General features: G+C 72.1%; 14 protein-coding genes. 9 read left to right on the plus strand and 5 right to left on the minus strand.

Features of this window, described 5'->3' with window-relative positions; genetic code table 11:
- The first annotated feature begins 2 nt into the window (after positions 1–2).
- The 8 genes from hisD to hisF all read left to right on the plus strand — a co-directional run bounded on the left by hisD (position 3) and on the right by hisF (position 5,908).
- Positions 3–1,322: a histidinol dehydrogenase gene (gene hisD / locus OIE53_RS02150; RefSeq protein WP_327024865.1), complete on the plus strand. Its 1,320-nt coding sequence runs from the start codon at positions 3–5 to the stop codon at positions 1,320–1,322.
- Positions 1,319–2,431 (plus strand): histidinol-phosphate transaminase, encoded by a 1,113-nt coding sequence (locus OIE53_RS02155; RefSeq protein ID WP_327024866.1) that lies wholly within the window; start codon positions 1,319–1,321, stop codon positions 2,429–2,431. Before hisD ends, OIE53_RS02155 begins: the two co-directional genes overlap by 4 nt.
- Positions 2,431–3,042, plus strand: a complete 612-nt coding sequence (gene hisB, locus OIE53_RS02160) for an imidazoleglycerol-phosphate dehydratase HisB (RefSeq protein ID WP_327027035.1) — start codon at positions 2,431–2,433, stop codon at positions 3,040–3,042. The genes OIE53_RS02155 and hisB overlap by 1 nt, the downstream gene beginning before the upstream one ends.
- Before the next feature lie 34 nt (positions 3,043–3,076).
- Complete coding sequence (locus OIE53_RS02165) at positions 3,077–3,250, plus strand: hypothetical protein (protein ID WP_327024867.1); 174 nt, start codon at positions 3,077–3,079, stop codon at positions 3,248–3,250.
- Positions 3,247–3,900, plus strand: coding sequence for an imidazole glycerol phosphate synthase subunit HisH (hisH, locus tag OIE53_RS02170; protein WP_327024868.1), 654 nt, complete (start codon positions 3,247–3,249; stop codon positions 3,898–3,900). The genes OIE53_RS02165 and hisH overlap by 4 nt, the downstream gene beginning before the upstream one ends.
- 48 nt (positions 3,901–3,948) lie before the next feature.
- Complete coding sequence (locus OIE53_RS02175; protein ID WP_327024869.1) at positions 3,949–4,272, plus strand: hypothetical protein; 324 nt, start codon at positions 3,949–3,951, stop codon at positions 4,270–4,272.
- A gap of 20 nt (positions 4,273–4,292) precedes the next feature.
- Entirely contained in the window at positions 4,293–5,018 is a 726-nt protein-coding gene (priA, locus tag OIE53_RS02180) for a bifunctional 1-(5-phosphoribosyl)-5-((5-phosphoribosylamino)methylideneamino)imidazole-4-carboxamide isomerase/phosphoribosylanthranilate isomerase PriA (protein WP_327024870.1), read from the plus strand.
- A 122-nt stretch (positions 5,019–5,140) separates the two neighbouring features.
- Positions 5,141–5,908, plus strand: coding sequence for an imidazole glycerol phosphate synthase subunit HisF (gene hisF / locus OIE53_RS02185; protein WP_327024871.1), 768 nt, complete (start codon positions 5,141–5,143; stop codon positions 5,906–5,908).
- Positions 5,909–5,985: 77 nt separating this feature from the next.
- Here the strand turns inward: hisF and OIE53_RS02190 are convergent, their stop codons facing one another.
- Positions 5,986–6,447, minus strand: coding sequence for a hypothetical protein (locus OIE53_RS02190; RefSeq protein ID WP_327024873.1), 462 nt, complete (start codon positions 6,445–6,447; stop codon positions 5,986–5,988).
- Positions 6,448–6,591: 144 nt separating this feature from the next.
- Entirely contained in the window at positions 6,592–7,245 is a 654-nt protein-coding gene (gene yczE / locus OIE53_RS02195; RefSeq protein ID WP_327024874.1) for a membrane protein YczE, read from the minus strand.
- Between the two features lie 58 nt (positions 7,246–7,303).
- On the opposite strand from yczE, the gene yczR reads away from it, so the two are divergent.
- Positions 7,304–8,761 carry a MocR-like transcription factor YczR gene (gene yczR / locus OIE53_RS02200; protein WP_327024875.1) on the plus strand — a complete coding sequence of 486 codons (1,458 nt, stop codon included), beginning with the start codon at positions 7,304–7,306 and terminating at the stop codon, positions 8,759–8,761.
- A 70-nt stretch (positions 8,762–8,831) separates the two neighbouring features.
- Here yczR and OIE53_RS02205 read toward each other — a convergent pair whose 3' ends face one another.
- From OIE53_RS02205 to OIE53_RS02215, 3 genes are all read right to left on the minus strand, one after another.
- Entirely contained in the window at positions 8,832–10,655 is a 1,824-nt protein-coding gene (locus OIE53_RS02205) for an AMP-dependent synthetase/ligase (RefSeq protein ID WP_327024876.1), read from the minus strand.
- A 136-nt stretch (positions 10,656–10,791) separates the two neighbouring features.
- On the minus strand, positions 10,792–11,724 hold the full coding sequence (locus OIE53_RS02210; protein WP_327024877.1) for a terpene synthase family protein: 933 nt from the start codon (positions 11,722–11,724) through the stop codon (positions 10,792–10,794).
- Positions 11,725–11,849: 125 nt separating this feature from the next.
- Positions 11,850–12,479, minus strand: coding sequence for a TIGR03085 family metal-binding protein (locus tag OIE53_RS02215; protein ID WP_327024878.1), 630 nt, complete (start codon positions 12,477–12,479; stop codon positions 11,850–11,852).
- Positions 12,480–12,617 lie beyond the last annotated feature (138 nt).

The raw sequence follows: 12,617 nt of genomic DNA on the forward strand, positions 1-12,617 counted from the left end.
GGGTGTTGAACCGCATCGACCTGCGCGGCGGCCTGTCCGACCCGCGTGACCTGCTGCCTCGTGCCCAGCTCGACGTCTCCGTGGCGGTCGAGCAGATCCGTCCGCTCGTGACGGCGGTCCGTGAGCATGGTTACTCGGCGGTCCGCGAGGCCAGCGAACGGTTCGACGGGGTGGCCCCGGAGGTGCTGCGGGTGCCCGTCGAGGCCATCGCGGCGGCGGAGAGCACCCTGGATCCGCAGGTACGGGCCGCGTTGCTGGAGGCGATCGCCCGGGTTCGCAAGGTGCACGCCGACCAGCGCCGCACCGATCACACCACCACGGTGGTGCCGGGGGGCACGGTCACCGAACGCTGGGTTCCGGTCGACCGGGTCGGCCTGTACGTCCCCGGCGGGCTGGCCATGTACCCCTCGACCGTGGTGATGAACGTGGTACCGGCCCAGGAAGCCGGAGTCCGGTCCCTGGTGGTGGCCAGCCCGCCGCAGAAGGACAACGACGGGCTGCCCGATGCGCGGGTGCTGGCCGCCTGCGCCCTGCTGGGGGTCGACGAGGTCTATGCCGTCGGCGGCGCCCAGGCGGTGGCCATGCTGGCGTACGGCTGCGCGGTCGACGCCGCCGGCAGCGCGCACTGCGCACCGGTCGACATGATCACCGGGCCGGGCAACATCTGGGTCACCGCGGCCAAGCGGCTGCTGCGGGGTGTGGTCGGCATCGACGCCGAGGCGGGCCCGACCGAGATCGCCATCCTGGCCGACGACAGCGCCGACCCGGTGCATGTCGCCGCCGACCTGATCAGCCAGGCCGAGCACGACCCCCTGGCGGCCAGCGTGCTGGTCACCCCCTCGGTGGCCCTGGCCGACGCGGTGGACCGGGAACTGACCCGGCAGGTGCCGGCCACCAAGCACGCCGAGCGGGTCGGCACCGCCCTGCGCGGTCCGCAGAGCGGCATCGTGCTGGTCGACGACCTGGCGGCCGGGCTGCGGGTGGTCGACGCGTACGCGGCGGAGCACCTGGAGATCCAGACGGTCGACGCCCGGGAGTGGGCGATGCGGGTACGCAACGCCGGGGCGATCTTCGTCGGGGCGTACTCGCCGGTGTCCCTGGGTGACTACTGCGCCGGCTCCAACCACGTGCTGCCCACCGGCGGCTGTGCCCGGCACTCCTCGGGGCTGTCCGTGCAGTCCTTCCTGCGCGGCATCCACCTGGTGGAGTACACCGAGGCGGCGCTGCGGGAGGTCGCCCCGCACGTGGTCACCCTGGCCACCGTCGAGGATCTGCCGGCGCACGGCCAGGCGGTCAGCCTCCGCTTCCCGGAGATGTCATGACCCGGCTAAAGGACCTGCCGATCCGGGACGACCTGCGCGGCCGGTCGCCGTACGGCGCCCCGCAGCTGGACGTGCCGGTGCGGCTGAACACCAACGAGAACTCCTACCCGGTGCCCGAGGAGGTGGCCGAGGCGATCACCAAGGCCGTCGCGGCCGAGGTGCGGGACCTCAACCGCTATCCGGATCGGGACGCGGTGGCGTTGCGCGCCGACCTGGCCGCCTACCTAGGTCACGGGCTGACCACCGAGGGGGTGTGGGCGGCCAACGGCTCCAACGAGATCCAGCAGCAACTGCTCCAGGCCTTCGGGGGTCCGGGGCGTACCGCCCTGGGGTTCGTCCCGGCGTACTCGATGCATCCGCTCCTGGCCTTGGGCACCGGCACCCGGTGGGTGCCGGCCCGCCGGGGGGTCGATTTCGGGCTGACCGTCGAGGAGGCCGTGGCCCAGGTCCGGGAACACCGACCGGACGTGGTCTTCCTCTGCTCGCCGAACAACCCCACCGGCACGGCCCTGGACCCGGCGGTGATCTCCGCGGTGCTGGAGGTCGCCCCCGGGATGGTCGTGGTCGACGAGGCGTACGCGGAGTTCGCCCGCCCGGGTACGGTCAGCGCCCTGGCGGTGCTGCCCGGTCACCCCCGGCTGGTGGTCACCCGCACGATGAGCAAGGCCTTCGGGTTCGCCGGTGGCCGGTTGGGCTACCTGGCGGCCGATCCGGCCGTGGTGGAGGCGGTGCAACTGGTCCGCCTGCCGTACCACCTCTCCGCGCTCACCCAGGCCGCGGCCCGGGCCGCCCTGGCCCACCGGGACGCCCTGCTCGGCACGGTCGCCGCGATCATGCAGCAGCGCGACCGGATCGTCACCGAGCTGCGTCGCCGTGGCCTGCGGGTGGCCGACAGTGACGCCAACTTCGTGTTGTACGCCGTCGACGGTGACCAGACCCTGGCCTGGCAGGCGATGCTCGATCATGGTGTGCTGGTCCGCGACGTCGGCCTGCCCGGCTGGCTGCGGGTGACCGCGGGCACCCCCGCCGAGACCGACGCCTTCCTGGCAGCCATCGATCAGATCCAGCGGGCGGGCCTGTCGGCCCCGCCGCGACCGAAAGGCACATGATGAGCCGGACCGCCCGGGTGGAGCGGATCACCAAGGAGACCAAGGTCCTGGTCGAGATCGACCTGGACGGCACCGGAGCGGCGGAGATCAGCACCGGGGTCGGCTTCTACGACCACATGCTGCACCAGATCGCCCGGCACGGCGGCTTCGACCTGACCGTCCAGACCGTGGGTGACCTGGAGATCGACGCTCACCACACGATGGAGGACACCGCGTTGGCGCTCGGCGCCGCGTTCGATCAGGCGCTGGGGGACAAGGCCGGCATCCGCCGGTACGGCTCGGCCACCGTCCCGATGGACGAGGTGCTGGTCCGGGCCGCCGTCGACCTGTCCGGTCGGCCGTACGTGGTGCACGACGAGCCGCTGCTGACCCCGTACATCGGGCCGGTCTACCCGACCAGCATGACCCGGCACATCTGGGAGTCCTTCGGCCAGGCGGCCCGGATCACCCTGCACGTGGACGTGCTGCGGGCGGCCCGTCCGGGGGGCCACCCGGACGCCCACCACGTGGTGGAGGCGCAGTTCAAGGCGGTGTCCCGGGCCCTGCGGGAGGCCACCGCGATCGATCCGCGCTCGGCCGGGGTCATCCCCAGCACGAAGGGTGCCCTGTGATGGCCGCCGGGCGGTACGGGCGGGGGTGGCGTCGATGAGCGGGATCCTGCCGACCCTGCTGCTGATCTTCGCCGGGGTGCTGGTGGGCGGGACCTGGTCCCTGCACCGGCAGGGCGCCCCGCGCGGGGCCGTCGTGGTCACCGCCCTGCTGGCGGTGCTGGCCACCGTGGCCGGGGTGTTGTGGCTGCTGCCCGGGGAGGGATCGTGACGGACCGCGACACCCCCCGGCCCCGGGTGGTGGTGCTCGACTACGGCTCGGGCAACCTGCGCTCCGCCGAGCGGGCCCTGGCCGCCGCCGGTGCCGAGGTCACCGTCACCGACGACCTGGCCGCCGCGGCCGACGCCGAAGGTCTGGTGGTGCCCGGGGTCGGTGCCTTCGCCGCCTGCATGGCCGGCATCGAGGCCCTGGGTGCCGGTCCGGTGATCGCCGGACGGGTAGCCGCCGGCCGTCCGGTGCTGGGCATCTGCGTGGGCATGCAGATCCTCTTCGAGTCCGGTGACGAACACGGGGTCGTCACCAAGGGACTGGGCCTGCTGCCCGGCAACGTCAGCCGGTTGCCGGCCGCCCGGCTGCCGCACATGGGCTGGAACACGGTCGAGCCGCCGGCCGGTTCGGTGCTGTTCGCCGGGTTGCCGACGGACAGTCGGTTCTACTTCGTCCACTCGTACGCCGTCTGCGACCCGGCCGCCCTGACCGCCGCCGGCGCTCGGGTGACCATCGCCCACCACGAGGCCGACTTCGTCGCCGCGGTGGAGCGGGGGCCGCTGTCGGCCGCCCAGTTCCACCCGGAGAAATCCGCCGACACCGGCGCCATGTTGCTGCGCAACTGGCTGGCCACACTCCCCACCGATGGCTGAACCGAACGGCCCGGCGTGGCCGGGCGGCCGGGTGCGGCGGGGGGCCCGGTGAGCAAGGAGCGGGCCCGTCGCCGGGCGGCCCGGGAGGCCGAGGCGGCGCGCAGACGGGTGGCCCGGGAACGGGCCATGGCCCGCCGGGCCCGCCGCCGGGCGCTGGTCCGGCGGATGGTGCCCACGGTGCGACGTGGGCGTACGGGACGCCTGCTGCGCTACTCCCGGAGGGAACGGGCCACCATCGCGGCGCTGACCCTGGCGATGATCACCCTGATCTGGGTGCTCGTACCGGACCTGGCGCTGCGTGTCGTGTTGATCGTGCTGTTGCTGCTCGTACTGCCGGTGATCGTGGTGATCGCCCTGGACCGCCGTTCCTGACTCTGGAAGGACAAAGACACGTGAGCCTCACTCTGTTGCCCGCCGTGGACGTCGCCGACGGCCAGGCCGTCCGGCTCGTGCAGGGCGCCGCAGGCAGCGAGACCACCTACGGTGACCCGTTGGAGGCCGCCCTGGCCTGGCAGCGGGACGGCGCCGAGTGGATCCACCTGGTCGACCTGGACGCGGCCTTCGGCCGGGGCTCCAACGCCGGACTGCTGGCCGAGGTGGTGCGTCGGCTCGACGTGCAGGTGGAGTTGTCCGGTGGCATCCGCGACGACGCCTCACTGCGGGCCGCCCTGGCCACCGGTGCGGCCCGGGTGAACATCGGCACCGCCGCCCTGGAGGACCCGCAGTGGTGCGACCGGATCTGCGGCGAGTACGGCGACCGGGTGGCGATCGGGCTGGACGTGCGGGGACGCACCCTGGCGGCCCGGGGCTGGACCCGCGACGGCGGTGACCTGTACGAGGTGCTGGAGCGCCTGGACAAGGCCGGTGCCGCCCGGTACGTGGTCACCGACATCACCAAGGACGGCACCATGCGGGGGCCGAACCTGGACCTGCTGCGGGAGGTCTGCTCCCGTACCGACGCCCCGGTGATCGCCTCCGGGGGTGTCTCGACCCTGGACGACCTGCGGGCCCTGGCCACCCTGGAACCCATCGGAGTCGAGGGTGTGATCGCCGGAAAGGCCCTCTACGCCGGTGCCTTCACGGTCGCCCAGGCCCTCCAGACCCTGGCCGAGCAGTAGGGCGAGCAGTAAGGAAGGGCCCCTTGTTAACGCCTGCGGTAGAGCAGGGGACCCCGGTTAACACCGCCGGCGGCCTCGGACGGGGGCGCAGCGGGTCCGAGGCGCGACGAAAGGCTGATGTCATGACGGTGGCGGTACGGGTGATCCCCTGTCTCGACGTGGACGCGGGTCGGGTGGTCAAGGGGGTGAACTTCCTCGACCTGCGCGACGCCGGTGATCCGGTCGAGTTGGCGGCGGCCTACGACCGGGCGGGCGCGGACGAGTTGACCTTCCTGGACGTGACCGCCTCCTCCAGTGACCGGGGCACCATGCTGGACGTGGTGCGGCGTACGGCCGAGTCGGTCTTCATCCCGTTGACCGTCGGCGGTGGGGTACGCGCGGTCGCCGACGTGGACACCCTGCTGCGCGCCGGAGCCGACAAGGTCGGGGTGAACACGGCAGCGATCGCCCGACCCGAGTTGATCGCCGAGATCGCCGACCGGTTCGGTCGGCAGGTGCTGGTGCTCTCCCTGGACGTACGACGGGCCCCGGCCGGCACCACCCCCAGCGGCTTCGAGGTCACCACCCACGGCGGCCGACGGGGCACCGGGCTGGACGCCGTGCAGTGGGCGCAGCGCGGCGCGGAGCTGGGCGCCGGGGAGATCCTGCTCAACTCCATGGACGCCGACGGCACCAAGGCGGGCTTCGACCTGGAACTCATCGGGGCGGTCCGCCGGGTGGTCGAGGTTCCCGTGGTGGCCAGCGGCGGCGCGGGCGAGGTGGCCCACTTCCCACCGGCGATCGGTGCCGGCGCCGACGCGGTGCTGGCGGCCAGTGTCTTCCACTTCGGGGAGCTGACCGTAGGCCAGGTCAAGGACGCCCTGCGCACGGCCGGTCACCCGGTCCGCTGACCCTCGCCGCGGCTCAGGCACCCCGGCCGCTGGCCCTCGCGGGGCTCAGGCACCCGGCCCGCTGAGCCCTCGCGGGCTCAGTTGCGGCCGGAATGCCCCTCCGGGGAACGGCGGGGCATCGGGATGGTCCGGACCAGATACTCCTGTACGGCGGCGGCGTGCTCGGCCTCGTCCAGGTGCCATTCGGCCGACCCCGGCGCGTGCCGGCGGCTGAGCACACTCTGCACGGTGTCGACCGTGGTGGCCAGCCCGGCGGTGGGCCGGGACCGCCACAGCCGTTCGCCGTCCGGGGTGATCCGGAACCAGCCGTCGGCGACATCGACCAGGCCGGCACCGAGCAGCCGCCGGATCGCCTCCTCGATGTCGTGCCGCTCCGGGATGCTCTGGTCAAGATGGTCGGCCGTGGACAGCACATCGGCCAGGCGTACGCCCTCCGGGCGGCGGGTGGTCGGGGACCGCCGGTGCCGTCCCGCACCGCTGGCGATCACCAGCGAGACGAAGATCCATGCATCCGTCCGGCGCCAGGCGTTCTCCCCCATGTGAGGATTCTGCCGTCCCATCCGGGGTCAAGAAAACACCACCCACCCAAGAGTTACGGGCGGTTATATGCGGGCCGGAAGGCAGGGCCGTGACCTCGGTGGTCACGGCCGGCCGTCGAGCAGGGTGATTGCTCTGAGTGACCGTCAGACGGTCGATGCCGTCTCGACCCGTGCTGGGGCCTCCCGTTGCGGCTCCGGCACGTCGCAGTGGGGCAGGAAGAGTTGCGTCAGCGGCCCGATGGCCAGGGCGTAGGCGACCGTGCCGATGCCGAGTTTCCCGCCGAGCAGCGCGCCCACGGCCAGTACCCCGATCTCCAGGACGGTGCGGACCAGGCGCAACGAGAGTCCCGGCCGGCGGGCGACGAAACCGGTCATCAGCCCGTCCCGGGGACCGGGCCCGAGGCGGGCCCCGAGGTAGAGGGCGGTGGCCAGCCCGTTACCCACGATCCCGGCGGTCAGCAGGACGATCTGGACGGCGAGGTTCTCCACCGGCGGCAGCAGGGCCAGGGTCAGGTCGACCGTCAGGCCGACCACGAGCACATTGGCCACCGTGCCGAGGCCGGGACGTTCCCGCAGGGGGATCCAGGCCAGCAGGACCACCGCCCCCACGAGGATGACCACCGTGCCCATGCTCAGCCCGGTGAGCCGGGAAACCCCCTGGTGGAACACGTCCCAGGGGTTCAGGCCGAGTTCGGAACGGAGCATCATCGCCATGCTGGCTCCGTACAGCAGCAGGCCGACGAACAGTTGCACCAGCCGTCGCACCGGACGATGCCGCAGGTTGCCAATCAAAGTCACTCCTGCCACCCTAGTGGCCAATTGAGGGTCAGAAAGAGCCAATATCGGGGGAGCGGCCATGACCAGTCAGGTACGCGGAGCCCAATTGGCCCGCCTGCTAGGGCAGTGGCATGCGTTGCCGGGCCGCCGACGCAGACCGGACTACGCCGCCCTGGCCGGTGCGGTACGCGGCCTGCTCGCGGACGGTCGGCTACCGCTGGGGGTACGGCTGCCGGCCGAGCGGGACCTGGCCGAGGCGCTGCAGATCAGCCGGACCACCGTCACGGCCGCCTACCGCGAACTGCGCGACAGCGGACACCTGGCCAGTCGGCGCGGTGCGGGCAGCTGGACCATGCTGCCCGGAACCCACCGGGTGGCCAGCAACGGCCTGTGGATCCCGCTGGACGACCGGGACATGCTCGATCTCGGGGTGGCGGCCCTGGCCGCCCCACCGGAGCTGCTGCCGGCCGCCCGCGCGGCGGCCGAGGACCTGCCGCGCTACCTCGGGGGTGCCGGGTACCACCCGATCGGCATCATCGAGCTGCGGGAGGCGGTGGCCCAGGCCTACGCCGACCGGGGCCTGCCCACCTCACCGGATCAGATCATGGTCACCAACGGCACCCAGCACGCGCTGGATCTGGTGCTGCGTCTGGCCCTGGCCCCGGGTGGCAGCGTGCTGGTGGAGTCGCCGAGCTACCCCAACGCCCTGGCCGCCCTGGCCGCCCGGCGGGCCCGGATCACCACCCACGGCCTGGCCGCCGAGCTGAACGGCTGGGACGCCGACCTCCTGCTCGGCTCGCTGCGGCAGGTGCGTCCCCGGGTCGCGTACCTGATCCCCGACTTCCAGAATCCGACCGGTCACCTGATGTCGGCCGACCTGCGGGAGCGGCTGGTGGCCACCGCCCACGCGGTCGGCACCGACCTCGTCATCGACGAGTCCTTCGTGGACCTGTCGCTGGACGACTCCCCCCTGCCGCCGCCTACCGCCAGCTTCGACCGGCACTCCCGGGTGGTCAGCATCGGCGGGATGAGCAAGCCCTTCTGGGGTGGGCTGCGGATCGGCTGGATCCGCGCCTCCGCCCCACAGGTGCAGCGGCTGGCCGCAGCCCGGGTGGGGGTGGACATGGCCAGCCCGGTCCTGGACCAACTGGTCGCCGTACACCTGATGGCCGCCGCGCCGACCATCGTGGCCGCCCGGCGGGCCCAGTTGACCGCCCAGCGCGACGCCCTGCTCGGGGCCCTGGCGGCGCGGCTGCCGGAGTGGCGGGTCACCGTGCCCCGGGGTGGGGTGACCCTCTGGGCCGAGCTGGACGGGCCGATCTCCAGCGCCCTGGCGCGGGCGGCCGAGGAGGTCGGGGTACGCCTGGCCCCCGGTCCCCGGTTCGGCCTGGACGGCACCCTGGAGCGTTTCCTGCGACTGCCCTTCACCCTGCCCTCGGCCGACCTGGTCGAGGCGGTCGGGCGGCTCGCCGCGGTCCGCTACGACCTGGACCGGGGCGGGGCGCCCCGCTGGCGGGAACCCAGCGTCATCGCCTGAGCGGTCGGGAGGCAACGAGCCGGCCCCGCGCCCTGGGTGGGGTGCGGGGCCGGCTCGGAGCGGATCGCCGTCAGAGTTCGGCGACCGTGCCGGTGTACATCTTGTCGATCTCGGTGGAGAAGTTGCTCTCCACCCCGCGACGCTTGATCTTCAGGGACGGGGTGATCTCGCCGTCCTCGATGGTCAGGTCGCGCGGCAGGATGGTGACCTGCTTGATGGTCTCCCAGCGGTTGAGCTTGCTGTTGAGCTGGGCGACGTACTCCTCGACCATCGCCTTGGCCTCCGGCGAGGCGACGATCTCGGCGTACGGCCGACCCTCCAGGGGGGTGCCGGCCGCCCAGCCGACGATGGCGTCCGGGTCCAGGGTGACCAGCATGGTGCAGTAGTTGCGGGCCTGGCCGATGACCACCGCCTGCGAGGTGTACGGGCAGGTCGCCTTGAACATGCCCTCGATGTACGAGGGGGCGATGTACTTGCCGCCGGAGGTCTTGACCAGGTCCTTCTTCCGGTCGGTGATCCGCAGGTAGCCGTCGGCGTCGAGCTCGCCGATGTCACCGGTGCGGAAGAAGCCGTCTTCGGTGAAGGCGGCGGCGGTCTCCTCGGGCAGGTTGTGGTAGCCGCGCATCACCGGACGACCCTTGATCAGGATCTCCCCGTCGGTGTCGATGCGGCACTCCAGGTCACCCATCGCCTTGCCGACCGTGCCGATGCGCAGCCCGTTGGGCGGGTTGACGAAGTTGCCGGCGCTGGACTCGGTCAGCCCGTACCCCTCGGAGATGGGCAGGTTGGCGGCGGCGAAGAAGGTGGCGATCTCCGGGCTGAGCGGGGCGGCACCGGACACCAGTACCCGGATCCGGCCACCGAGGCGGGCCTGGAGCTTGCTGAAGACCAGCTTCTCGGCCAGCGAGTACTTGAACTTCAGGCCGCCGGGCAGGGGCTTGCCGGCCTGCTCCAGGGCGACCTTCTCCTTGCCGACCCCGACCGCCCAGGCGAAGATCTTCGCCTTGGCGCCACCGGCGTCCTGGGCGGTGGTCACCGACTTGTTGTAGACCTTCTCGAACACCCGGGGGGCACCGCACATCAGGGTCGGTCGGACCACCGAGAGCAGCTCGACCAGCTTGTCGACCCGGCCGTCGACATACGTCGGCAGGCCGACGTGGGTGGCCCCGCAGAGCAGGGTCTTGCCGAAGGAGTGCGACAGCGGCAGCCAGAGGTACTGGAGGTCGTCATTGCGCAGCAGACCGACCGCCTCCTGGGCTACACCCTCCCAGCACCAGCCACCGTGCAGCAGTTCGACCCCCTTGGGGCGGCCGGTGGTGCCGGAGGTGTAGATCAGGGTGGCCAGGTGGTCCGGGCCGATCTCGGAGACCAGGCGGTCGACCAGCTCCGGATCCTCGGCCAGCCGCTCGGCGCCCTGCTTCTCCAGCTGGGCGAGGGTGAGCTGGGGTACGGCAGCCGAGGGGTCGGGCTCCCCGTCGATGAGGATCACGTGGGTCAGCGCGGGCAGCTGGGCCCCGGCGATCTTCGCCGCCTGGCTGGGGTCCTCGGCGAACAGCACCTTGGAACCGGAGTCGGCGATGATGTAGGTCGCGTCGTCGGGCTCCGTGGTGGGGTAGACCGTGGTGGTGGCACCGCCGGCACACATGATGCCGAAATCGGCGATGACCCAGTCGAGCCGGGTGTTCGCCAGGATCGCCACCGGGTCCTCCTGGCCGACGCCCAGGCCGTGCAGACCGGCGGCGACCGCCTTGGCCCGCTCGGCGACCTGCGCCCAGGTCAGCCATACCGGGGAGTTGTCCGGGCCGGGACGACCGAAAGCCTGGCGGTCGGGGGTGGCCGCCACGCGCTTGAGGAACATGTCAGGAATGGAACGGTACGGTACATCGAGAGCCATCGCTGTAGCCGCCTTCGGGGGTGGAGGCGTGACCATCGTCACGTCGAGTGTTCGTTACCGAAGGGTATTGCCTGTGCGGGGAGTCGGCTAGCCCCGTCGATCATCCACCGGCCGGTTTCCGCTCCGGTCGGCCCGTTCAGGCGTAGCGCTGCGCTGCCAGGGACCAGTCGTAGGTCGCCCGGATCCAGTTCCGGCGGGTCGCCAACGCCGGCCGGACCGCCTCGCCGTGCTGCGCCAGCAGGTCGCTCTCCGTGGTCAGGTAGGTGCCGAGTTCCTCGTTGAAGCGGGCCGCCGCGGCTCGGATCGCCGCGGTCTCGTCGCCGGTCTCCCGGCTCAGGACGGTGACCAGGTTATGCGCGTCCGGCCCGGCCCGATGCTCCTTGCGGTACGAGAAGACGTCGTTGCACCAGCAGATCAGGTTGGCCGCGAGTTGATCCAGGGCGGCCCACTGCGGGTCGGCCCGGTGCTCGGCCGAGGGGAAGCCGTCCAGGGCCAGGTCGGTCAGGGTGAGGCTGGGGAAGACCCCGCCGGTGTGCCGACGCATCTGCACGTACTCGTGCACCGGGGGCACCCGGTCGTGCTCCCGGTTGGCCGCCTCCCAGAGCAGGGCCAGCAGGTACTCCCGCATGGCCGAGGTGAACCGCAGCAACACGGCCGGCCGGTCGTGGGCGCGTACCCGGCGGCACAGGTCGGCCAGCGCCGCCCCCAACGCGCCGGCGGCCGGGTCGGCGTCCCGGCCACCCTGCTGATCCAGTACGTCCAGCAGGGCCGCCAGGGTGGGGGCCAGGCGGGTCGGATCGGCCCCCAGACCGTCCTCGTCGCAGGCGTCGTCCATCACGAACAGCCAGGAGATCAGGTCGGACAGCAGGCGCAGGCGATCACGGGGTGCCTGCGGGCAGGCCCGGCCGGCCAGCCCGGCAGCGTCCGCGCGACGCAACCGCTGTCCGTTACTGATCAGTCCCAGCCGCTGCGCCCAGCTCTCGCTCTCCTGCGCCAGCGCCTCGGTGTCCTGGTGCTGATCCGCGGTGAAGGGCGGTTCTCGCAGGACGGACAGCGCAAAGCTTCGCATCGAGTTTCCCTGTTCCTGTCGCCCCGGGCGGAGCGGCGCGGCAAGCGTACGGGAGGCTCGATCAACTCACGGTACGCACCAGATAACTATTCGGGTGTGGTCGGTGGCCGGTTCTGCACACCTAGCTAAAAGCCCAGCTTGGCCCCGCGCAGCCGGTCCGCCAGGGCCGTCGGGCCCTCGATCTCCACCCGGGCCACCCGCTGCCGACCGGACAGGAACAGGGTCAATTCGCCCGGGGGGCCGACCAGACGCACCGTTTCGCCGCCCTGGCCGGTGACGACCTCACCGTGCCCCGGTGCCTGCACGACCAGTCGGGCGGGGAAACGACGCAGCCGCAGGCGGGCCATCGTCGAGGTGCGCCGCCACAGGGTCTGGTCCAGCCCGGCCGGCAACTCGCGCGGCTGCCACTGCGGCTGGGCCCGGCGGACATCCTCGTGGTGGATGAAGAACTCCAGGGTGTTGGCCAGCTCGTCGGTCAGGGGGTTGCTCATCGGGCTCCACACCGGAGGGTTTCGCACCTGGTCGAGCAGGTCGGCCCAGTCGCCGGCCGCGACCTGCCGGCGGACCCGTTCGCCGCGATCCCGCAGCGGGGGCAACAGGATGCCGGCGGCGGCGTCCGGCCGACGTTCGCGGATCACCAGGTGGGCGGCGAGGTCACGCACCGTCCAACCCTCGTTGACGGTAGGGGCCTGCGGTCCCAGCGTGGACATCAGGTCGGCGAGCGCCTTGCGCTCCGATCGGGCGTACCGCGACATGACAGCGATGCTAGGCCCATTTCACCGACCTCGCCGGATGGGCCGTCGTGCCTGGTTGTCCCCGGAGGGTGACGTCGGACATATCACCGGGGGGTCGGCGGGGGGAGCGGACAACGGTAAGGATGAGAGAGGATATTG

This window comes from Micromonospora sp. NBC_01739 (assembly GCF_035920385.1).
GTDB lineage: Bacteria > Actinomycetota > Actinomycetes > Mycobacteriales > Micromonosporaceae > Micromonospora.